The 22,069-nt window shown below is 59.6% G+C and carries 17 protein-coding genes; 9 read left to right on the top strand and 8 right to left on the bottom strand.

All coding sequences use genetic code 11. From position 1 onward, the window contains the following. Positions 1 to 7: 7 nt before the first annotated feature. Positions 8 to 1,309, bottom strand: a complete 1,302-nt coding sequence (locus SCL_RS04375) for an NAD(P)-binding domain-containing protein (protein WP_096360096.1) — start codon at positions 1,307 to 1,309, stop codon at positions 8 to 10. Between the two features lie 251 nt (positions 1,310 to 1,560). On the opposite strand from SCL_RS04375, the gene SCL_RS04370 reads away from it, so the two are divergent. The 5 genes from SCL_RS04370 to SCL_RS04350 are packed head-to-tail and all read left to right on the top strand — an operon-like array spanning position 1,561 to position 9,569. Then, complete coding sequence (locus SCL_RS04370; RefSeq protein WP_148664978.1) at positions 1,561 to 2,469, top strand: hypothetical protein; 909 nt, start codon at positions 1,561 to 1,563, stop codon at positions 2,467 to 2,469. Between the two features lie 20 nt (positions 2,470 to 2,489). Beyond that, complete coding sequence (locus tag SCL_RS04365) at positions 2,490 to 4,292, top strand: cytochrome c3 family protein (protein WP_197702708.1); 1,803 nt, start codon at positions 2,490 to 2,492, stop codon at positions 4,290 to 4,292. 24 nt (positions 4,293 to 4,316) lie between these two features. Then, positions 4,317 to 6,428, top strand: a complete 2,112-nt coding sequence (locus SCL_RS04360; RefSeq protein ID WP_148664977.1) for a cytochrome c3 family protein — start codon at positions 4,317 to 4,319, stop codon at positions 6,426 to 6,428. A gap of 53 nt (positions 6,429 to 6,481) precedes the next feature. After that, positions 6,482 to 6,979, top strand: coding sequence for a hypothetical protein (locus SCL_RS04355; protein ID WP_096360092.1), 498 nt, complete (start codon positions 6,482 to 6,484; stop codon positions 6,977 to 6,979). A 43-nt stretch (positions 6,980 to 7,022) separates the two neighbouring features. Continuing rightward, positions 7,023 to 9,569, top strand: a complete 2,547-nt coding sequence (locus tag SCL_RS04350) for a tetratricopeptide repeat protein (protein WP_148664976.1) — start codon at positions 7,023 to 7,025, stop codon at positions 9,567 to 9,569. Here SCL_RS04350 and SCL_RS04345 read toward each other — a convergent pair. The 4 genes from SCL_RS04345 to SCL_RS04330 all read right to left on the bottom strand — a co-directional run bounded on the left by SCL_RS04345 (position 9,566) and on the right by SCL_RS04330 (position 13,637). Beyond that, positions 9,566 to 10,174, bottom strand: a complete 609-nt coding sequence (locus SCL_RS04345) for a lytic transglycosylase domain-containing protein (protein WP_197702707.1) — start codon at positions 10,172 to 10,174, stop codon at positions 9,566 to 9,568. The two genes, SCL_RS04350 and SCL_RS04345, sit on opposite strands and share 4 nt — an antisense overlap. An 88-nt stretch (positions 10,175 to 10,262) precedes the next feature. Next, a complete protein-coding gene (locus SCL_RS04340; RefSeq protein ID WP_096360089.1) occupies positions 10,263 to 11,141 on the bottom strand; it encodes a tetratricopeptide repeat protein in 879 nt (292 codons plus the stop codon). Beyond that, positions 11,138 to 11,626: a cytochrome c-type biogenesis protein gene (locus SCL_RS04335; RefSeq protein WP_269458334.1), complete on the bottom strand. Its 489-nt coding sequence runs from the start codon at positions 11,624 to 11,626 to the stop codon at positions 11,138 to 11,140. Before SCL_RS04335 ends, SCL_RS04340 begins: the two co-directional genes overlap by 4 nt. 19 nt (positions 11,627 to 11,645) lie before the next feature. Beyond that, positions 11,646 to 13,637, bottom strand: coding sequence for a heme lyase CcmF/NrfE family subunit (locus SCL_RS04330; protein ID WP_197702706.1), 1,992 nt, complete (start codon positions 13,635 to 13,637; stop codon positions 11,646 to 11,648). A gap of 307 nt (positions 13,638 to 13,944) precedes the next feature. Here SCL_RS04330 and SCL_RS04325 point away from each other — a divergent pair, with 307 nt between their 5' ends. After that, positions 13,945 to 14,379 carry an RDD family protein gene (locus tag SCL_RS04325; protein ID WP_096360087.1) on the top strand — a complete coding sequence of 145 codons (435 nt, stop codon included), beginning with the start codon at positions 13,945 to 13,947 and terminating at the stop codon, positions 14,377 to 14,379. A 181-nt stretch (positions 14,380 to 14,560) separates the two neighbouring features. Beyond that, positions 14,561 to 16,483, top strand: a complete 1,923-nt coding sequence (locus SCL_RS13975) for a VPLPA-CTERM sorting domain-containing protein (protein ID WP_148664975.1) — start codon at positions 14,561 to 14,563, stop codon at positions 16,481 to 16,483. Between the two features lie 167 nt (positions 16,484 to 16,650). Here SCL_RS13975 and SCL_RS04315 read toward each other — a convergent pair whose 3' ends face one another. Genes SCL_RS04315 through lptF form a run of 3 tightly spaced genes read right to left on the bottom strand, consistent with a single transcriptional unit; the run spans position 16,651 to position 19,893 of the window. After that, entirely contained in the window at positions 16,651 to 17,670 is a 1,020-nt protein-coding gene (locus tag SCL_RS04315) for a thioredoxin family protein (RefSeq protein WP_096360085.1), read from the bottom strand. A 49-nt stretch (positions 17,671 to 17,719) separates the two neighbouring features. After that, entirely contained in the window at positions 17,720 to 18,799 is a 1,080-nt protein-coding gene (gene lptG / locus SCL_RS04310) for an LPS export ABC transporter permease LptG (protein WP_096360084.1), read from the bottom strand. After that, complete coding sequence (gene lptF / locus SCL_RS04305) at positions 18,796 to 19,893, bottom strand: LPS export ABC transporter permease LptF (RefSeq protein WP_172425919.1); 1,098 nt, start codon at positions 19,891 to 19,893, stop codon at positions 18,796 to 18,798. The genes lptG and lptF overlap by 4 nt, the downstream gene beginning before the upstream one ends. 215 nt (positions 19,894 to 20,108) lie before the next feature. Between lptF and SCL_RS04300 the strand changes: the two genes are divergently transcribed. Both SCL_RS04300 and SCL_RS04295 read left to right on the top strand, forming a co-directional pair. Beyond that, positions 20,109 to 21,620 carry a leucyl aminopeptidase gene (locus SCL_RS04300; protein WP_096360082.1) on the top strand — a complete coding sequence of 504 codons (1,512 nt, stop codon included), beginning with the start codon at positions 20,109 to 20,111 and terminating at the stop codon, positions 21,618 to 21,620. Then, complete coding sequence (locus tag SCL_RS04295; RefSeq protein WP_096360081.1) at positions 21,617 to 22,066, top strand: DNA polymerase III subunit chi; 450 nt, start codon at positions 21,617 to 21,619, stop codon at positions 22,064 to 22,066. Before SCL_RS04300 ends, SCL_RS04295 begins: the two co-directional genes overlap by 4 nt. Positions 22,067 to 22,069 lie beyond the last annotated feature (3 nt).

The raw sequence follows: 22,069 nt of genomic DNA, 5'->3' as shown, positions 1-22,069 counted from the left end.
GAGGAATTCACGCCGTTCCGAACTTCGTTTCCACCATCACCCCGATCTCTTTCAGGAACGGTGTTGGCAGCACGCCGCCGGCGCTGACGATGACAGCGCTGTTTTTGATCTCAATCATTTTTCCGGCATGATCCAGTGTGACCTTGTCCGGATCGATTTTCTTTACGTTCGACTGCAACAATACCCTTATCCGGCCATTCTTCTCCGCCTCCTGCAGGCGCTGACGATTCTTCTCCTTCACGCGCCCGAAGGCCTCGCCACGATAGGAAAGTGTCACCCCGGTTCCGGGTTCATCGGCCAGCGCCAGCGCCGCTTCCAGCGCGCTGTCGCCGCCACCCACCACCAGCACCTGCTGGTTGCGGTATTGCTCCGGATCGATGAGACGATAGACCACCTTGGGCAGCTCCTCTCCCGGCACCTCCAGCTTGCGCGGCGTACCGCGCCGGCCGATGGCCAGCAGCACCGCTTTGGTGTTGTAGGAACCTCGCGAGGTTTTTACGGTAAAACCATTTACGTTCTTCGAGATCGTTTCCATGCGCTCGCTGAAATTCAGCTTGAGGCCGGTCTTCTTCACCACCCCCTGCCAGAATTCCATCAGCGCTTCCTTGCTGATCTCGCTCATTTTCACCTTGCCCAGTATCGGCAACTGCATCGGCGCGGTCATGACGATCTTGTTGCGCGGATAGTGGTATACCGTGCCCCCCAGCGAGTCTTCCTGCTCCAGCGTGACGAATTTCAGCTTGTGCTCCAGCGCCGCGAGCGAGGCCGCGATACCCGCCGGCCCGGCGCCAATGACGACCACATCCAGCGGCGCGCTGCCTTTCTTCCCCTTGCGAATGGATTCGATGGCCTGACGCCCCTGATCCACCGCCTTGCGGATAAGCCCCATGCCACCCAGCTCTCCGGCGATGTACAGGCCCGGGACATTGGTTTCGAAATTCGGATTGACCTGGGGAATATCCATGCCGCGCTTGGCGGTGCCGAACACGAGCGTGATGGCGTCGTGCGGACAGGACGCGGCGCAGGCGCCGTGACCGATACACACGGCCGGTTTCACCAGATGCCCCTTGCCCCTGATGATCCCGATCGCGCCCTCCGGGCAGGCCTTGACGCAGGCGCCGGAACCGAGACAGCGCCGCGGGTCGAACACCGGATGCAACGAGGCCGGTTCCGTGAGCCCCGCTTCGACAGCCTGCTGCATCTGCATGACATGGTGTTGTTCCTTTTTCTTGTGCCGGCGCAGATAAAAGAACAGCACCACGGTCAGCGGCGCCAAATACAGCAGATAAACGATAAAATCAGTTGTCATGACATCTTGCAGCTTACCCCGGCCCAGCCAGGGGCCTGGGGCAAAACCGCCTCCGTTCGTCAGCTAATACATACGGTTCATACGGTTTAGCGTGGTCTTGGGCCGTCGTCTACTCTTTAATTGCATGAAACCAATGGTTTTTTCAGGCCCCGGAATGTCTGCGGCAAACCGCCGCGGGGCTCCGTAAGCAAGAATAGATCATAAAAATGACCCACCTCTTCCCGGAAGGTGGTCGGCAATAGAGGGAGAAGATGAGTCAGCAACAAGCAGTCATGCGTGCCAGTCAGGCCGTGCCACGGCCCGCCGCCGCCAAAAAAGAAACCCGCGATGCGTCGCTGCGCATCTGGCTATGGCCGGTGCTGGCTTTGCTCGTCATAGCCGGATGGGCCGTCAGAAACGGCGGTTACTACGAGGCCGGTGACGATTTCGGTTATTACCTCGGCGTCGTCGGCGGCCTCATGATGCTGACGCTGCTACTCTACTCGCTGCGCAAGCATATCCGCTTCATGCACAACTGGGGGCCGACCAGGCACTGGTTCCGCCTGCACATGTTCCTCGGCATCACGGGACCGACCCTGATCCTGTTTCATTCCACGTTCCGCGCCGGATCGGTGAACGCGATCGTGGCGCTGAGCTGCATGGTCCTGGTCGCCGGCAGCGGCATCATCGGCCGGGTCATCTACCGCAAGATTCACCATGGGCTGTACGGCCGCAGTGCCACCCTGCAGGAGGTGCAGACGAATCTCGGCATCGTCGGCGGCGATGTCAAATCCAAATTCCATTTTGCCCCGCATCTCGAAGCCCGGCTCAAGGCATTCGAAGCCTCCACGCTCGGCGAACACACAAGCGCGTGGTCCCGCTTCTGGCTGTTCGTCACCGTGGGCATGCGCGCCAGATGGACCTATCACCTGGTAACCAGAGAACTGAAGCGCCTCGGTCGTGACCATGCCCGTAAACATGCCTGGGACACCGACAAGCTGGAGAAGCGCCTGGTCGCCGGAAAGATGGCCATCCGTCACTACCTGGATGCCATCATCGACGTGGCCAGATTCAGCGCCTATGAGCGGCTGTTCTCGCTGTGGCACGTGCTCCATGTTCCGTTTGTATTCATGCTGATCATCAGCGGGATCGCGCATGTCATCGCCGTGCACATGTACTGATCTGACCGGGGATGGCTTGCTTGGCGCGGACATTATTCGCATGGCTGATCATGGGACTTTCCAGCTTCTGCCTGCCGACCGGCTCATACGCCGATTCGCTCGAATCCGTGCTGATGCCCGGCAAGGTCATCGAGGGCCACGCGGACCTCGAGGGCGATTGCAAAAACTGTCACGCGCGCTTCAAGAAATCCGCCCAGAACGCCCTGTGCCTGGATTGTCACAAGGACGTCGCCAGGGACGTTGCACAGAAACAGGGACACCACGGTCGCATCCCGGAGCAGGAATGCCGCGCCTGCCATACGGAACATAAGGGACGCACGATGAATATCGCCCCGGTGGATGAAAAATCCTTCGACCACAAGCTCACGGACTTCCTGCTGAAGGGCGGGCATGCGGATGCGAAAGTTCTGTGCCGCGATTGCCACAAACCAAAAACAAAATTCCGCGATGCGCCGTCGGATTGCTTTGCCTGTCACAGGAAAGACGACAAACACAAGGGCAGCCTCGGAACGCAGTGTGCCGACTGCCACCAGGAAAGCGACTGGAAGAAAACCCTCTTTGATCACAGCAAGACCAAGTTCCCGCTCACCGGGAAGCACCGTGATGTCATCTGCAAGGATTGTCATGCGGATCCGAAATTCAAGGGCGCGCCGACGGCCTGCGTCGCCTGTCACAAGAAAGACGACGAACACAAGGGCCGGTACGGCACGAAATGCGAATCCTGCCACAGCGACCGCGACTGGAAGACGAGCATTTTCAACCATGACCGCGACACCAAATACCCGCTGCGGGGCAAGCACCTGCAGGCCAAGTGTGACAGCTGCCACACCGGATTTTTATACAAGGAAAAACTGAAAACCGCCTGCGTCGCCTGTCACAAGGCCGACGATGACAAGAAAGGACATAAAGGCCGTTTCGGCGAGAAGTGCCAGTCCTGCCATACGGAAAAAGACTGGGGCATTTCCATTTTCAACCATGACCGCGACACCAAATACCCGCTGCGCGGCAAGCATCTTGCGGCCAAATGTGACAGCTGCCACACCGGCTTCCTGTACCAGGAGAAGCTCAAGAGCGCATGTGTCGCCTGCCACAAGAAGGATGACGACCGCAACGGACACAAGGGCCAATTCGGTGAAAAATGCGAGTCCTGCCACGTCGAAAAAAGCTGGAAGACCACCGCTTTCAATCATGACCGGGACACCAAATACCCGTTGCGGGGCAAGCATGCCGAGGCCAAGTGCGAATCATGCCACATCGGCTCCCTGTTCAAGGAAAAACTGCCAACGACCTGCATCGCCTGCCACGAAAAGGACGACAAGCACAAGGGCCAGGAAGGCAACAAATGCGAGTCCTGTCACAACGAGCGTGACTGGAAGGTGGCCAGGATCGACCACGGACTGACCCGCTTCCCGCTACTGGGAAAACACGCCAAGGTCGAATGCAAGGAATGCCACAAAACGCCGGCCTTCAAGGACGCCGGCATCGCCTGCGTCAGCTGCCACGAGAAGGACGACAAGCACAAGTACAAGCTGGGGCCACGCTGCGAAACCTGCCATAACGCTTCCTCGTGGGAATCCTGGCGTTTCGACCACGACAAACAAACCACGTTCAGGCTCGACGGTGGGCATAAAGGCATCGCCTGCGATGCCTGCCACACCAAACCCATGCCGAGAAAGGTAACGCAGAGCAACGCCTGCATCAGTTGTCATGACGCCGACGACGTGCATAACGGCGGTTTCGGGAAACTCTGCGAGCAATGTCACGTAACCAGTTCGTTCAGGAAAATCCGCCCGGGAGTCAGTGGCGTGTCCCCGGGACATTAACAATGCCAGTCGAGGAGATCCATCATGAAAGATTCAGCTCATAATTTCCGGAAACTTTTGTCCTGGATTGGCGTCGTTACCATGCTGGGTCTGTTCCTGCTTGCCATTCCTCACGGCGACGCGCCGGCGGCCGACGCCAAACGCAATGTGCGTTTCGATCACGTGAAAACGGGATTTCCGCTGACCGGGGCACATGTGCAGATTCCCTGCGAAACCTGCCACGTCCAGGGCACCTTCAAGGGCACGCCCAAAAAATGCGAAACCTGCCACACCCCGGGCAGCCGTATCCAGACCACCACCATCAAACCCCAGAATCACATACCGACAATGCAGCCGTGCAGCCAATGTCATTCCTCGACCGCTTCGTGGAAGGTGGCCCGGTTCACTCACATCGGCGTAATGCCACACCAGTGCGCGCAGTGCCATAACAATAATATCGCCACCGGCAAACCGACGAATCATCCGGTCACCAACCAGCCCTGCGACACATGCCATCGCACCACCACATGGATGAGCGCGAGATTCACACACATGGACGTGAAACCGGGTAGCTGTGCCACCTGTCACAACGGTTCACAGGCGACCGGCAAACCGGGCAACCATATTCCAACAAGTCTCTCTTGCGACGCATGTCACACGACCGGGGGCATGTTTACCACGTCCCGGTTCAACCATTCCGCCACCCAGGGCGTGAACCCCGGTCAATGCGCCACCTGTCATAACGGCTCCTTCACCCAGTGGAACGCGCAGGGAAAACATGCGGCCCACGTCGCCACCACGGCCTCGTGCGACACCTGCCATTCCGGTTTCCAGTCCTTCGTCATGGCCGGGTCAACCTTCAATCACAGCGGCGTCACACCGGGTGCCTGCGCCACCTGCCACAACGGCACGCAGGCGACCGGCAAACCGGGCAACCATATTCCGACCACGCAATCCTGCGATGCCTGTCATGGCACGGGCACCACGTTCACGACCTCAACGTTCAATCACAGCGCTACCCAGGGTGTCATCGCCGGTCAGTGCTCCACATGTCACAACGGCGCCTATACCCAGTGGAATGCGCTGGGCAAACATGCGGCCCACGTCGCCACCACGGCCTCCTGCGACACCTGTCACAAGAATTACACGAGCTTTGCCGGCGCGACGTTCAACCACGCCGGCGTGACGCCGGGCGCATGCGCCACGTGTCATAACGGTTCGCAGGCGACCGGGAAACCCGCCAATCACATCCCGACGTCGTTGTCGTGTGACGCCTGTCATTCGGCGGCCAGCACGTTTACCAGTTCGTCCTTCAATCATTCCGCCACGCAGGGTGTCATCCCCGGCCAGTGCTCCACCTGTCACAACGGCGCCTATACCCAGTGGAACGCGCTGGGCAAACATGCGACCCACGTCGCCACCACGGCCTCCTGCGACACCTGTCACACGGGCTACGTGACGTTTGCCGGCGCCGGTTTCAATCACACCGGCGTGACGCCCGGTGGCTGCGCCACCTGTCATAACGGCTCCCAGGCCACCGGCAAGCCGGGCAATCACATCCCGACGACCTTGTCGTGCGATGCCTGTCATTCGACCGGAGGCACGTTCACGACCTCCACCTTTACGCACTCGGCCACCCAGGGCGTCATCGCCGGTCAGTGTTCGACCTGCCACAATGGCTCCTTCGTCCAGTGGAACGCGCTGGGCAAGCCGGCCAACCATGTCGCGACCACGGCCTCGTGCGATACCTGTCACAAGAATTACACCAGCTTTGCCGGCGCCACGTTCAGTCACACGGGCATCAGCCCGGGCACCTGCAGCACCTGCCACTACCAGGGTGGTCCGGGGCTGGCCGCGCCCACCAACCACATCCCCTATCAGTCCCAGCTGCTTGCCGGCGCCAGCATGAACTGCGACTCTTGCCACAAGAGCACGACCAGCTTTGCGTCGCAGACAATGAATCACAACGGCAGCCTGGGCAGCGGTTCGGGCTGGTGCAAAGGCTGCCACGCAAGCGGCACGAGCTATCTTGGCACCATGGACAAGAAATCGTTGAACCACTATGAAAGATACCAGGGCCAGACAGACTGTTCCGCGTCCGGCTGCCACCGGCCCCTGGGTAGCCAGGGCACCCCTTACAGCCGATGGACCAACTAGACCGAGGTGCGTCGAATATGCCACAACGAACCTGCATCACAGGGAACTGGATCATGAAGAGTCCGCTGCTCGGGCTGACCCTGCTGTTCATGGTCATCGCCGGTCCCGGGATCGTCAGCGCGCAGGAGGTCCTGCTGGATGATGTCGAAACCGCGGTTGAGCCGGAATGGGCGGAGATCCGGATACATTTCACCATGCCGGTCAACTACGTGAGCCACTTCCCGCAGGAACACGGGCAATTACTGAAAATATTCGTCAATATCGCGGCACTGGACCTGCAGGACATCAGTCTGCGGCAGGAAACCCGCCACGTTTCCGCCACGCCCGTGTTACCGGCTGCGACCATCACCTTCGACCCGCCCGTGTCGCTCAATCTGCAGCGTGATCCGTGGTCGCTGACGGTGCGCTTCAATCGCGACGTCAACTACAACGTCCGGCCCGGCGACGATAATCGCAGCATCGTGATTTACCTGCCCGTGGTGCCGGTGGAAACCGGCCCGGCGAACGCACCCAGGAACACTCCGGCGGCAAAAAGCAATCCGGCCAAATAAAAAACCTTCCTTTCCTACATTTAAATTTTTGAATATAACTACCATGCGGGCTATCCCCCTCGTCGTGCTGTTTCTGCTGCTTTTGAATCTCTCATCGGTATCGCCCGCCCATGCCATTTCAGGCGACAGCGGCAACACCAATACCGTCACGGATGCCACCCCTGAAAAGCGTTTCGTGGTCACGTTGCGCAGCGGCTTTACGCCGATTTCAGACAAACAGGCCAAGCGCGATATCCCGGATCGTCCGGTATACCTGATTCAAAGCAAGGCGTTCGGCAAGAACGTCTACAACCTGCGCGTCGGATTTTTCGACAGCTTCAGTGAAGCCAACGCCTATCGCCACAGCGTGCTGGACAAATACCCCGCGGCGTCGGTCACCGAGATCGGCCGCAACGAATACGCCACCATTCAGCGTACGGCCCCGGTGGCAAAACCGGCGATGCCGCCGGTGGAGACCGCCAAGGCCGTGCCTGTACAACCGATCCCGGTGGTGCCGGTGCCGGCACCTGCTCCGACACCGACAGTCCCGGCCACGGCGGCCGTCATTTCTCCCCGGGCGCTCTACGTCATTCAGCTCGAGGAAAGCAAACAGCCCATACGCACGACGCGTTCACCCCTGCCAGCCTCACTGAAAAGCAACCGGCTTTATGTCACGCAGACAGGCGTAAAAGACAAGACCCGCTACCAGCTGAAACTTGGCTTTTTCGAGAAAGAGGAGGAAGTCTTTGCCGCACGCCAGCAATTGAAAGCGGCTTACCCGAACGCGAAGGTGACGCGCATCACGCCCAGGGAACAAAACGATTCGGTGCGGATGGCGTTGGTCGCGCCTGCGGTGCCGGTCCTGGCGGCGCCTGCCGTTCCGGTTGCACCGCCGGCAAAGGTGCCTGCCCGGGCCGCGCCTGCCGCCCCTCCGGCAAGCCTGCCAAGCGTGGCGGTGCTCCCGGCGACGTCCGGCGACAAGGAAGCGCTGGCGCTGATGGACAAGGCCCGCGCCGCCCTGGCGCGCGGTGACAATCGCACCGCCGTCGTCACCCTCGATGCACTGTTGCGCATGCCGCCCAACCGTTACTCCCAGGATGCGCAGGAGTTCATCGGCCTCGCGCGCGAACGCTCCGGGGAAGCCGCGGCGGCGCACAAGGAATACGAGCTTTATCTGCGGCTGTATCCGACCGGCGAAGGCGCGGACCGTGTGCGCCAGCGCATCGCCGCGCTTGACGCTGCCAGCCCCACTCCTTCGCCAGTCTTCAAGGCTGCCAAACCGCGTGTCGAGGTACTGTCGACCGTCATCGGAAACCTGTCGCAGTATTACTATCACGGCGCCAGCAAGGTCGACACCACCGATCTGATCCCGACCGCCGGTTCGCAAAACCAGGAGACCCTGACCCAGACCGACCAAAGCGCGCTGGTCACGAATCTCAACCTGACGCACCGTTATCGCAGCGAGGATTTCGACAATCGTTTTGTGGTACGTGACACCCATACCAAGAATTTTCTCACGGGGCAGAATGACGCCAATCGTCTGAGCGCGCTTTATTACGAGGTCAAGGACCGCAAGCGCGATTACTCGGCGCGCCTTGGCCGCCAGCCCGGCAGTTCCGGCGGCGTACTCGGGCGCTTCGACGGCGCCACCGCCGGCTACAACTTCACGCCCAAGTGGCGCGTCAATGTGGTGGGCGGCAAACCCGCCGATAATTCATTCGATACCGACCTGAAATTCTACGGCGCCAGCGTGGATCTGGGCCCGTTCGCGGAGCATTGGGGCGGCAGTCTCTACACCATGCAGCAGAAGGCGGACGGGGTCACGGACCGCAACGCCGTGGGCGGCGAGCTGCGCTACTTCAGCCCGGCGTTCACCGTATACAGCCTGTATGACTACGATACCGAGTTTGCCGCACCGAACATCTTCCTGCTGCAGGGCAACTGGACCGGCGGCAGCGGCACGTCCGCGCATGTGCTGTACGACAAACGCAAGACACCGTCACTGACGCTGACCAATGCCCTGCTCGGCGAAACCAACACGTCAATCGAGTCGCAGCTCCAGACCAAGTCCTACGAGCAGCTCAAGCAGCAGGCCCTCGATCTGACGTCCACGACCGACATGTTCAGTGTCGGCGTATCGCAGTCGCTGAGCCCACGCTGGCAGGCGGGGTTTGACGTGCAATCGGCGCACACCTCGGCCACCGTCGGCACGGTCAACCAGCCGGCGCAACCGGACACCGGTGATATTCATACCTATACGGGAAATATCATCGGCACCGGGCTGTTCACGCAACGCGACGTCAACGTGCTCAACATCAGCCGCATCGACGGCCCGGATTACACCGGCAATTCCTACTCCCTGACCAACCGCCTGCTGTGGGGCGCGAGCTGGGGGCTGGACGTCACGCTGAGCTGGTACAGTCAGCACAATACAACCACCGACAGCAAGCTGGACCGCTTTGCGCCGGTATTAAGGCCCAGTTACAAATGGAAGGAGAACGTCACGCTCGAAGCGGAATTCGGTGAGGAGCGCACAACCACCACAAGCGCCACCACGGAAGATAAAACCCTCCGGCGCTACTGGTCGCTCGGTTATCGCTGGGACTTCTAGCGCGAACCGCGCTGATATTGGCGGTAAAAATCCAGGACCCGCGGGACGTAGGAGCGCGTCTCGCGGTACGGCGGGATGCGGTTGCCGTACTGGGCGATGGCTTCTTCCCCGGCGTTATAGGCGGCCAGCACCAGCGGCAGGTCATTGTTGAATTTCCCCATCAGGTCGCGCAGATAACGCGCCCCGCCCTGGATGTTCTGGGCCGGGTCGTACATGTTCCTGACGCCATAACGCCGCGCGGTTTGCGGCATCAGTTGCATCAAACCCACGGCACCCTTGCGCGAGACAGCATTCGGATCGTAACCCGACTCCACCGCGATCACGGCACGCAGCAGCGCCTGATCGATCTGATGCTCGCGCGCCGCCTGTTCGACCAGCGGGTTGAAGCGGCCTGGATCGACCAAGCGTGCCCGGCGGGTCGTCGACACCGGTTCGGGCATGTAGGCCACGCGCTTCATGTCGGCATAGCGCGGGGTGGACGGGACGTTGGTGAAGTGCATCACGCCGCTGGCGTCGGTAAAGGTGTAGATCCCCGCCAGCGCAGGTTCAACGAAAAATGCGCCGGAGACCAGCAACAGCGCTATCAGGTGACGGGAATGTGGCAAGCGGGTCATACCGTGCGTAACAGGAGTTTTCTTATACCCTAGCCCCGTGAAGGCTGTAAAGCCGTAACATCGGGCTAACCGACGAGCGTTATTTTTTTCCCAGTTGCTGGCGCATTTTGGCGGTAATGGCGCGCATGTGCTCGGCCTCGGGACTGTCGGCCGGCAAGGACTTCAGCAGACGGTCCCAGTATCCGAGGGCCTGCTTGTGGTCGCCTTTCTGATAGGCCGCGAAACCGAGAAACCACAGCGCATCGCGGTTTTCCGGATCCATCTGGTGCAAGCGGCTGAAAAGGCCGAATACCTGGCCACCGGTATTCTGCGGGTCGCCCTGATAGAGGAATACGGCGTACTCCGCCACCAGCTCCGGATTATCAGGCGTCAGCTTGTAGGCGCGCGCATAGGCCGCGTTGGCCGCTTCGCCCCTCCCGAGCACGGCATAGGCGCGACCCAGACGGAACCAGCCGTCGGCGTCCTCCGGCTGCCCGGCCAGGCGGTTTTCCAGACGCGCGACCATTTTCATCACATCGGGCGGCATCGAGGGATCGGCAAGCGCCTCGGGATTGGCCAGATAGGCCAGAATCGGGCGCTGATACAATGCATAAAGACCGGCCGCGGACAGCGGCAGCATGACGCCGAACAGCGCCAGCGCAACCGCCCAGCCGCGGCGGGATACCGCTATGGCCTTTTTCTTTTTCTTCTTTTCCTTCGGCAGTTCCAGCTCGTGCAACACCCCCGCCAGCTCCGCCTCGAGCCGGTTGCGCTCGTCGGAAAGAACGTTGGTGTCGATATTCCGGTCGCCTTCCTCGATATCCAGCTCGTCCAGCTGCACCAGCAGCCGGTCACGCAGTTGCTGCAACTGATTCCGCCGTTCGCGATCGTCCGTAACCATGACGCGCGCCAGCGGACGCGCCAGGTACCAGGCCGTGGCGGCCGCGATCAACAGGGCGACGACGGCGAGCCAGATCATATGCGATTTTGTTTGCGCGCGGCGCGCACGAGCGCGGCGTCTTCCTGGGAGAGTTTTGGCGCCGGCGGCAGCGATTCCTGGCGCCGATGACGCAGGAATAAAAATCCGGAGATGCCCACGGCCAGCAGCAGGACCACCGGCGCGAGCCACACCACCGTGCCCGGGCCGCGCTTGGGCGGATTCATCAACACGTAATCGCCATAGCGTTCGACGAAATAGTTGACGATCTCCTCGCGCGATTTTCCGGCCTGAATTTGTTCACGGATGATATTCCGCATGTCCTTGGCGAGATCGGCGTTCGATTCCGAGATCGGCTGGTTCTGGCACACCGCGCAGCGCAAGTCCTTGCCGATGTCGAGCACCTGCCGCTCCAGCGGGTCTTCCGTCACCGGCTCGGCAAAAGTAGAAACAGAAAAAAATGCGAACCCGCAGATTAACGCAAATGAACACAGATATTTAACAAATAAATTCGAAAAATTTTTCATATTCGTTACTAATCCGCGTTCATCCGCGTTCATCGGCGGTTACAGAGATCTTATTAGCGCGCCGGCCGCTGAGCGAAAGCAGTAATCCGGACAAAATGATCAGCCCGCCGGTCCAGATGAAGCGGACCAGCGGATTGACATAGACATGCACCGCCCACCGGCCTTCGCTGGTGGTGTCTCCCAGCGCCACGTAAACATCGCGCAGCATCGTGGAATCAATGCCGGTTTCGGTCATGGGCATTTCCTGGCGCATGTACTGGCGCCGCTCCGGCCGCACCATTCGCCCGCTGTTCAGCAGCGTCAGGCTGGCCTGCATGGCCTCGTAATTCTGGCCACGTCGCGGCGCCACGCCCTCGAAGCGCAGCCGCTCGCCGGCGATCTCCACCACGTCCCCGGGCGCCATGTTGATCGCGGCCTCGGAACGGAACAGGCCCGAGCCGACCAGTCCGAGCGCGATCACGACGATGCCGAAGTGCACGATCATGCCGCCGTAATGCCGCCGGTTGCCGAGTACGGTTTTCACGCACGCCCGCGGAAGCGGTTCTTTCAGCTGAAGGCGGCGCTGACGGATGGCGCGGGAGAATTCGGTGATCAGGTTCGCCAACGCGAACAAGGCCAGGCCCACGGCCACCGGACCGGTCCAGTGTACCGCCGGCAGGAATACCAGCACGGCGGCCGCCGCGGCCACGCCGATGAGAAACGGCCACAGCAGGCGCGGGCGCAGGCGCGCGAGGTTGGCCTTGCGCCACGGCACCAGCGGACCCACCGCCATCAGCAGCACGATCACGAGGAATATCGGCACCATGACGATGTTGAAGTACGGCGCGCCCACCGTGATCTTCTGACCGCTCAGGGCGTCCAGCGCCAACGGATACAGCGTGCCAAGCAGCACGCTGGCACAGGCGACGAGAAACAGTACGTTGTTCCATACGAACAGCGACTCGCGCGACAGGAACGAGGTGATCGCTTCTTCCGCCTGCTGGTAGCGGCCACGCGCCAGGAAGATGCCGAAAGATACCGTTAATACGGCCGTCATGAAGCCCAGAATATAGGCGCCGCGTCCCGGATCCACGGCGAACGCATGCACCGAGGACAGCACGCCCGAACGCACCAGGAAGGTTCCCAGCAGGGAAAGCGAGAACGTCGAGATGACCAGAAAAATATTCCACGCATGCAGCATGCGCCGGCGGTCCTGCACGGTGATGGAATGCACCAGCGCCGTGCCGAGCAGCCACGGCATGAACGAGGCGTTCTCCACCGGGTCCCAGGCCCAGTAACCGCCCCAGCCGAGCTCGTAGTAGGCCCACCAGCCGCCGAGAATGATGCCGGTGGTCAGGAAGCCCCAGGCGATCAGCGCCCAGCGCCGGATCAGACCGATCCAGAGCTCGCTGCGCCAGCGCGTGATGAGCGCCGTCATGGCAAAGGCGAATGGCACCGAGAAACCAACGTAACCCAGATACAGCATGGGCGGATGAAACACCATGCCCGGGTCCTGCAACAACGGATTGAGGTCATGACCTTCGGGCGGCACCGGGAACAGGCGCTCGAACGGATTCGACAGGAACAGGATCAGGCCGAAGAAACCGACCACCAGCCAGCCCTGAACCGCGAGAATGACCGGCAGATGCTCCGGGTACTGTTTGCGTCCGTGTATCCCGACGATCATGGTATATAAGGTCAGCACCCACACCCACAGGTAGAGCGAACCTTCATGGCCACCCCACAGAGCCGCCACCTTGTAGAAGAGCGGCAACAGGGCATTCGAGTTCTGCGCGACGTATTGGACCGAGAAGTTGCTGGTGACGAAGGCGTGTATGAGGCTCAGACCACCGAGCGTGGTCAGCGCAAACACCGCGACACTGCCGTTCACGCTGATCTGCGCCAGCCGTGGTTGCTTCAGGTAATGCGCCGCCATGGGCGCCAGTCCCTGCACCAGCGCCACCAGCATGGCGAGATAGGCACAGAAATGCCCGAGTTCAACCAGATTCAGTGAAAGGATGTTGGCTGACACTTAAAATAAATTCCTGGGGATATACGGGAGAACAGCATACGGTGAGATTCGATCCCTCGCATCAATGGGTTGCAAGATTATCCTATTGCACTGCTTTCGTATAGAGTTGGACGCCCCGGCCGATACAGCCTTTTGCGCTTTCGAATAGACCGGAGAAATCACCGGATGTTCGCGAAACTACTCACAGATTTTGTGTATAACTTTGTGCGTAATCACGGCGGGACAGACCCGAACCGGTCAACCAGCTGTCCGGATATTAGATTGAGCATTTTTTACACAGGCCGGGATTTTCCCGAATAAAAACCTCATGACATCAGAACTGCCGCCTCCCGGGTTCCTGCGCCGCCTCGGCGCCATGTTTTACGACGGCCTGCTGTTGCTCGCCCTTCTTATGATGCTGAGTTATCCCTACGTCTGGCTCACCGGCGGCGCCAAACCCGGTCTCGCCATTAAAACCGCCTATCAGTTTTATCTGCTTGCAATTTGTTTCTTTTACTACGCCGGTTTCTGGGTCCGTGGCGGTCAGACGCTCGGCCTGCGCACCTGGCGCATGAAGCTGGTGAACAAAGACGGCGGGTCCATCACCTGGGTCATCGCACTAAAACGTTTCGCCTCGGCCTGGCTCTCGCTGCTTTGCCTCGGATTGGGATTTCTGTGGGTGTTGTACGACCGCGACAAACTCGCGTGGCATGATCGGTTGTCGGGGACGCAGATGATACTTTTGCCCAAAACTAAACCCTAGATATAGATCTACAGTCGGTTAATGACAGGCTGGTAATTCAATTACTTAGGACTCCCCCTTCCACAACATCAGGCCGGATCTGGTGAACTTCCATATTTTCATGCAACATAAGTTGAAAATATAACCGTAACGCTCTAGAACGAGCGAAATAAAGAAATATTTTGTTGGAGGGGAGCCAAACATGAATCCGCACACTAAACTCCGCGTTAAGATTCTGCGCTTGATGGTCGTTGCCGTCTTGTCCGCGATCTATATCGCACCTTCTGTCACATCGGCAGCGACTAAATATTGGATCGGTGGCAGTGATTGGTGGGATGTTGGAACAAACTGGAATCCCTCAGGACAACCGCAGAATAACGACTTTGTTTTTCTGACCCAATCGGATAACGTAAATCGCGTAGTTTCCTATGCAAATCCGCTCTATCCCTCCGCAAAGCTTGCCGGCATTACAATCAACGCTGTTGGTTCAGGTTCAATCACACTAAATCAATCGAAAGATCTTCTCTCTGCAAATTCCTTGAATGTCGGAAATAGTGGAACCGGTGTATTTACGCAGACAGGAGGCACAGTTACATTAGGAGTTACTCTTGAGTTAGGCCAAAACAGCGGTAGTAATGGCATTTACAATTTGCAAAATGGAAGTCTCTCGGTAGCTTTCGACGAGTACGTGGGTAAATTCGGTAGTGGTACATTCACACAAAGTAGTGGAACAAATACTTTGAGCAGTTTTCTTTACCTTGGCGCGGGTGACGGTTCCAGCGGTATTTACAACCTGCAGGGAGGAAGCCTCAATGCGGGTAACCCTTCTTCATCCGGGGGGATATCGGTAGGTGGTCATGGAACCGGCGTATTTAACCAGAGCGGTGGCACAAATACAGTTCATGCCCTCTTTATTGGTGCTGCTGGCGTACCAACTGGCAGCAGTGGGACATATAACTTAGACGGTACCAGCAACCTCTCTGTCTACAATGAAATCATTGGTCAAGCCCGAACTGGCGCCTTTAATCAAAACGGTGGCACACATACAATAACTAATTCGCTCATCCTTGGTTATTACAATGGTTTCAACGGAATTTATAATCTGCAAACTGGTGACCTTTCAACAACCAATGAAAACCTGGGATATTGGGGTACCGGGACTTTCAATCAAGCTGGTGGTACTCATACCGTATCTAACTCACTTACAGTTGGCACATGGGCTGGTAGCACAGGTACCTACAATCTTAACGGTGGCACTCTCTCAACAGGCACAATTACTAAGGGGGCCGGCAGCAGCACGTTAAACATTGACGGTGGTACGCTTACTGTGGGCAATGGCAACGGGAGTGTCAGTGTTGACAATCTAAACCTTGGCTCGGCAGCGAATACAAATGGCAGCCACACCTTATCAGGCACCGGTAGCATCACGGCAGTATATGAAAATATAGGGAATTCCGGCGTTGGCAACTTTACTCAGGATGGTGGTACACACACGGTAACTAACACGCTCACACTCGCCGCCAACACTGGCAGTACCGGCATCTACAACCTCAATGACGGTGTCCTGCGCGCCAACACCATCACGGTAAATAGCGGAGGTACTTTCAATTTCAACGGTGGCACACTTTCGGTAAACCAATTTAACGGCGACCTTGCCAACCTTGGCGGTACGCTTGCCCCGGGTAATTCACCCGGCATTACCAACATTACGGGAAACTACAGCCAGTCTGGCGCGGGAACTTTTGCCGTCGAAATCGGCGGCATAGGTTTGGGTCAGTTTGACATGCTAAATATCTCTGGCACAGCCACGCTCGACGGAACTTTGAACGTGAGCTTGTTTGATTGGGGGTCCGGGCTCTTTACACCGCAGGTGGGTGACTCTTTCGATATTCTCGCCGCTCAAATGCTGAGTGGTCAGTTCAGCACATACAATCTTGCCGCTTTGGGCAATGGTCTGGTATGGAACATCAGCTACCTAACCGACGTAATCGACACTACCGATATCGTGCGTCTGAGCGTGGTCTCTGCCGTACCGCTGCCTGCAGCCTTCTGGCTATTCGGGTCAGGACTGCTTGGACTGATTGTGATTGCAAGAAAGCGTAAATCAGATGATTTACGTAACTAAATAATGGCGTTGGAGTGAGTCGACCCCGACTTATCTGCGAATAATCGATCACCGCCCCCTGTTGCAGCAGTTCTTCCCGGCGCGCGGCGGGGAATAAAAGGGGCCAGGCTGAGCCAGCCCCGTTTCCACGGACAGTTGGGTAAGGGACAACCTGATGTAACAGCAATTTACTGCGAATAATCGATCACCACTCCCTGTTGCAGCAGTTCCTCCCGGCGCGCGGCGTTGTAAGAGGAGAAAGTGGCATGCTCGCGGTAATGCCTGCCGCTGACGTAGCGCAGCAGTTCCCTGAAATGATAGTGATACTGCATGCCGTCCATGCGCATGCGTTCCCTGCCTTCGTTGAAGAACACCACACCCGGGCGGTAGACGATGTTGAGGCGCAGTGCCCACTCCTTGGGCGTGGTCTGGCGGCCGTCGATGTCGACAATGGCTGAAGTCGAGTAGGCATCGAGCCGGACGATTTTGAATTTCGCCAGCTCCGGCTGCACGGCGGCGTGGTTGAGCACCTTGGCATGGAATTCAGCGCAATCGGCGCAATCCTTGTCCTCGAAGATCACGGCCAGCGGCTTCGCGTAACCCTTGAAATCGGTCATATCGGAAAATCGCGGGTCCGGCCGGAAACGGTAAACCGCGCTGTTGTTTTGCTGCTCGACGTAACCTGCCAGCGATTGCGACTGGTAATGCTTGCCGTGCACATATTCGAGCGCCTGGCGCAGCACGGGCGGCTTGCGATAGCCGTTGAGCTGCAGCACGACGTTTCCCTTCGCGTCGAGAAACACCAGGGTCGGGGTGGCGACGACCTTGAGGTGGCGCGCCAGCTCCGTTTCCGAATAACTCTTGCCGTCGAACCATTCCACGGCGTTGCCGCCGCGGATGTTGATGCCGATGACGTCGAAATGCCTTTCCGCGAATTCCTTCGTCTCGCCCTGCCGGAAATTCTCGTCCAGCAGGCGCGCGCAGTACGGACACTCGTCCAGATGCAGGAACAGCATCACATGCCGTCCCTGCTCCCTGGCTTCCTGAACATCCTCGTTCAGCACCAGAAAGCTCTTCTTGAACCAGCCGGGCAATTCATAAACCTGGCCGCCCGTGAGGCGGCCGCGGGGCATATCGGCCCACGCGGCGGGAAAGTGCGAAGCGGCCGTCACGGCAAATACCAGCAATACGGCGGTCAATGTCTTCATGGCAGTTTTGCAGAATGTGTCCGATAAGACATGACGGACGCGATCACCATCATATTCCGCGCGAGGCCCGGCGCAACAGAAACAGGGCGACGGCGAAAAATACGACGATGGGAATCAGCGCGGCGGCCACGGGTGGCAGCGCGTAAAGCGCGCCGAAATAGCCGAGGCTCTTGTGAAAGATGCTGAACAGCAGCCCCAGCATGATGCCGATGAACGCCCGATGGCTCAAACCGCCGCTGCGGGCCTGGCGGAAAACAAAGGGCGTGGCCAGCAGCACCATGATCAGGGTGGCCAGCGGCATGAAGACCTTCTGCCAGAAGGCGATGCGGAAGTTACGCGTGTCCTGATTGTTCTGCTGCAAATGTCCGATGTAATAGTGGAGCTGCTGGAGGGAAAGGCTGTCGGGCTGGATCGCAAACACCGACACTACCTCGGGCGTGAGCGCCGACTGCCAGCCTTCCTCGGGCAGGCGGCGGGTCTGCACCGCTTCATTGCCGACGATCAGGCTTCCGCGCACATCCTCCAGCCGCCATTGGCTGCCGTCGTAGCGCGCCCGCTGCGCGGTGGTCTGGAAACGCAGTCGGTTGTTTTGACCGAAATCGTAGATGTTTATCCGCAACAGGCTGAAGTCCGGGAGCACTTCACCGATGTTCACGAAAGTCGAGCCGCTGCGCAGCCAGATGCCGGTGCTCTTTTTCTGCAGCGACGTCTCCAGCGCCCGGGCGCGGCCGGTCTGCGCCATGTTTTCCGAGGCCGGGACGACGTATTCGCCCACCAGCAGGATCACCAGCGCGAACAGCAGTCCGACCTTCATGGTCGCCGTCACGATGCGCGCCACCGACACCCCGGCGGCACGCATGGCCGTCAGTTCCGAATTGAGCGCCAGGGTGGACAATCCCATGATCGTTCCAATCAGGGCGCCGATCGGCGACAACTCATAGACCTGCTGCGGCTGTCTCAGGATGACGTACCGGATCACCTCGAACAGGCCGAAATTGGCCTGACCGTAATCCTTGAGTGCATCGATCAGGACAAAAAACACCGCCAGCGCCACCAGCACGTTGAGCACCAGCAGGGTGCTGTAGAGCACGTGGCGCGCGATCAGCCGGTCGAGCAGCGATAGCGTCATGCGCGCACCAGTCCGGCCGGCAGGACGAACAACGGCCGGTTGCGCAGGCGTTGGCGCAGCAGGTAGATGGCAACCAGACCCATGCCGCCGTGCACCCACCACAATCCCGCCGCGGCTGGCACGCGCCCGTTCTGCAACATGGTTTCGCCGATGCCGAGCAGGTTGGAATAGACGAAATAGACCACGATGGCGACAAAGAAGTTGGACATGCGTCCGCGGCGCGCGTCGGTATAGGCGAACACCAGCGCATACAAGGCCAGCACGAACAGGACAATGGTCTTGCCGAGGCGCCAATGCAGCTCGGCAGCGGCCTCGGGGTTGCCAAGCTGGCCGAGCAGCGCGAAATTCGTCTGGCCCGCCAGCGGCACCAGCGGTTCGTCGATCAGTCTGGGCTCAATGCGCAGGTTATAGACGCCGAATTCCAGTATGCGGTAGTTGGCGGCACCGGGCTCGCCTTCATAGAGCGCGCCTTCGTGCAAGGCGACAAACTTGTCACCGGTTTTCTTGTCGGTGAAAGGGCGACCGGTCTTGGCCACCAGCACGCCCTGATTGCCGGCTTGCTGGCTGCTGATGAATATTCCTTCCAGGTCGCCGTTCCGGTGGACTTTCTCGGCGTACAGAATCTGTCCCGTACCCGCCGACTCCGTGAATACCCCGGGCGCCACCTGCTGGGGCTCGGTGCGATGCGTGCTCTGGGCCTTTACCTTTTCGATCTGCCGTACCGCCAGTGGCGTGGTGTAAAAAGACATCGCCATGACCACCACGCCCAGGGCCAGTCCGATCAGCAACGCCGGCCGCAGGAAGTGCGTCAGCCCTATCCCGCAGGCGGCCAGCACGGTCATCTCGCTGTCGCGATACCAGCGCGACAGCGTCATCAGGATGCCCAGGTAAAACGCCAGCGGCAGCAGCACATCGATCTTGCCGAGCATCTGGTAACCCAGCAGGACATAAAGCACGCTTTCGGTCGCTCCGCCGCGCACCGCCCGCCCCAACAGCAGGGTCAGGTTCATCATGGTCATGACGACCAGCAGCACCACCGCGATACCCAGGGTAGTGACCGCCACTTCGCGGTAAAACGCGCGATTAATGATCAAGGCGGGAACGCCGGACCGGATTTTGACAAGGGCCAAGCAAACATTGGAAAATGCCTCCCAATGGGCGCGCCGGAAGGGAAACCATCCAAAACACCGTTTTCACACGCGCAGTCATTCCTAATAGCTTGATTGCAAAACGGAACCGTGACCCGAAATCGACAAAAATATACCATATCCAGCGCCGTCGGGGCGTGAAATAAATACAGGGAACCGGCATGGAATTCATCGTCAAAAGCGGCACACCCGAAAAACAACGTACCGGCTGCATCGTGGTGGGCGTGTTCGAGTCGCGCAAGCTGTCCGCCGTGGCGCACCAGATCGACGAGGTCTCGGGTGGCGCCATCGGCGCGATACTGCGGCGCGGCGACCTGGAGGGCAAGGCCGGCCAGACCCTGCTGTTGCACAACATCCCGAATCTTCCCAGCGAGCGTGTGCTGCTCGTGGGATGCGGCAAGGAAAAGGAATTAAACGAAAGTCGCTATCGCGACGCCATCGCCAGGACAGTTTCCGCCCTCAAGGATACCGGCGCCACCGAAATCACCTCCTACCTCACCGAGATCGACGTCAAGGGCCGCGACATCGCCTGGAAGGTGCGCCAGGCGGTAGAGGTGACGGAAGCCGCGTTGTACCGCTTCGACCGGCTCAAGAGCAAACCCAACAACCAGCGCCGCGCGCTCAAGCGCGTGGTGCTGGCCGTGCCCAAACGCAGCGATCTCGGCCCCGGCGAGCAGGCGATCCGCGAGGGCCAGGCCATCGCGGAAGGCGTGCGGCTCGCGCGCGATCTCGGCAATCTTCCCGGCAACATCTGCACGCCGACCTATCTGGCGGAACAGGCAAGCGAGATCGGCAAGCAATACAACCTGAAAACCACGATCCTGGAAAAGGATGACATGCAGAAGCTTGGCATGGGCGCGCTGTTGTCGGTATCGCGCGGCAGCCGTCAGCCGCCCAAACTGATCGTGCTCGAGTACCAGGGCGGCAAGGACGGTGAGGCGCCCGTGGCACTGGTCGGCAAGGGCCTGACCTTCGACGCCGGCGGTATCTCGATCAAGCCGGCAGCCAACATGGACGAAATGAAATACGACATGTGCGGCGGCGCCTCCGTGCTCGGGGCCATCAAGGCCGCGGCCGAATTGAAACTCCCGCTCAACGTCGTCGGCATCGTGCCAAGCTCGGAAAATCTGCCCGACGGCGATGCCAACAAGCCCGGCGACATCGTCACCAGCATGTCCGGCCAGACGGTGGAAGTGCTCAACACCGACGCCGAGGGCCGGCTGATCCTCTCGGACGCCCTCACCTACGTCGAACGTTACAACCCGGCCGCCGTGATCGACATCGCCACGCTCACCGGCGCCTGCGTGATCGCGCTCGGCGCCCACGCGAGCGGACTGCTCGCCAACAATGACCAGCTGGCGCGCGAGATTCTCAATGCCGGCAAATACACCCACGACCGCGCGTGGCAACTGCCGCTGTGGGACGAATACCAGAAGCAGCTCGACAGCAACTTCGCCGACATGGCCAACATCGGCGGGCGCGAGGCCGGCACCATCACCGGCGCCTGTTTTCTTTCGCGCTATGCGAAGAATTTCAAATGGGCGCATCTCGACATTGCCGGCACCGCCTGGAAAACCGGCAAGGAAAAGGGCGCGACCGGCCGTCCGGTGCCGCTGCTGGTGCAATTCCTGCTCAACCGCGCGCACAAGGGCGACGCGGAAACTGCGGCATGACGCGCGTCGATTTCTACCTGATCGATGACGCCAACGACGGCAGCCTGGACGCCGCTGTCTGCAAACTGACCCACAAGGCCTTTCGCCTCGGCCACCGCATTTATATCCTGGCCCCCGATTTCGCCCACGCGCAGCGGCTCGACCGGCTGCTGTGGATTTTCAGCGCCGGCAGTTTTATTCCCCACGGATTGGGCACGGAAACCGCGGATGCCGACATGCCGGTGCTGATCGGCTATGATGAACCGCCGGCGGCTTGTGAAGATGTGCTGATCCAGCTCGCGTCGAAGGTGCCGGAGTGCTTCAGCCGCTTCCAGCGCGTCGCCGAGGTGGTCGGCGGCGCCGACGAGCACAAGGCGCTGGCACGCGAGCGCTTTCGCTTCTACCGCGACCGCGGCTACGCGCTGCAAACGCACAACATCTCCGCCGGCGATTTTGTCGAGGCCTGAGCC

This window comes from Sulfuricaulis limicola (genome assembly GCF_002355735.1).
GTDB classification, from domain to species: Bacteria; Pseudomonadota; Gammaproteobacteria; order Acidiferrobacterales; family Sulfurifustaceae; genus Sulfuricaulis; species Sulfuricaulis limicola.
The sequence above is the reverse complement of the archived record's forward strand: the minus strand, read 5'-3'. Positions and strand labels throughout refer to the sequence as shown.

Coding starts and splice junctions, on each gene's coding strand:
- lptG (WP_096360084.1), bottom strand. CDS start 18,799: ATGACGCTATCGCTGCTCGACCGGCTGATCGCGCGCCACGTGCTCTAC.
- SCL_RS04340 (WP_096360089.1), bottom strand. CDS start 11,141: ATGATCTGGCTCGCCGTCGTCGCCCTGTTGATCGCGGCCGCCACGGCC.
- SCL_RS04315 (WP_096360085.1), bottom strand. CDS start 17,670: ATGAAGACATTGACCGCCGTATTGCTGGTATTTGCCGTGACGGCCGCT.
- SCL_RS04375 (WP_096360096.1), bottom strand. CDS start 1,309: ATGACAACTGATTTTATCGTTTATCTGCTGTATTTGGCGCCGCTGACC.
- SCL_RS04350 (WP_148664976.1), top strand. CDS start 7,023: ATGCGGGCTATCCCCCTCGTCGTGCTGTTTCTGCTGCTTTTGAATCTC.
- SCL_RS04295 (WP_096360081.1), top strand. CDS start 21,617: ATGACGCGCGTCGATTTCTACCTGATCGATGACGCCAACGACGGCAGC.
- SCL_RS04300 (WP_096360082.1), top strand. CDS start 20,109: ATGGAATTCATCGTCAAAAGCGGCACACCCGAAAAACAACGTACCGGC.
- SCL_RS04355 (WP_096360092.1), top strand. CDS start 6,482: ATGAAGAGTCCGCTGCTCGGGCTGACCCTGCTGTTCATGGTCATCGCC.
- SCL_RS04325 (WP_096360087.1), top strand. CDS start 13,945: ATGACATCAGAACTGCCGCCTCCCGGGTTCCTGCGCCGCCTCGGCGCC.
- SCL_RS13975 (WP_148664975.1), top strand. CDS start 14,561: ATGAATCCGCACACTAAACTCCGCGTTAAGATTCTGCGCTTGATGGTC.
- SCL_RS04335 (WP_269458334.1), bottom strand. CDS start 11,626: ATGAAAAATTTTTCGAATTTATTTGTTAAATATCTGTGTTCATTTGCG.
- SCL_RS04370 (WP_148664978.1), top strand. CDS start 1,561: ATGAGTCAGCAACAAGCAGTCATGCGTGCCAGTCAGGCCGTGCCACGG.
- SCL_RS04360 (WP_148664977.1), top strand. CDS start 4,317: ATGAAAGATTCAGCTCATAATTTCCGGAAACTTTTGTCCTGGATTGGC.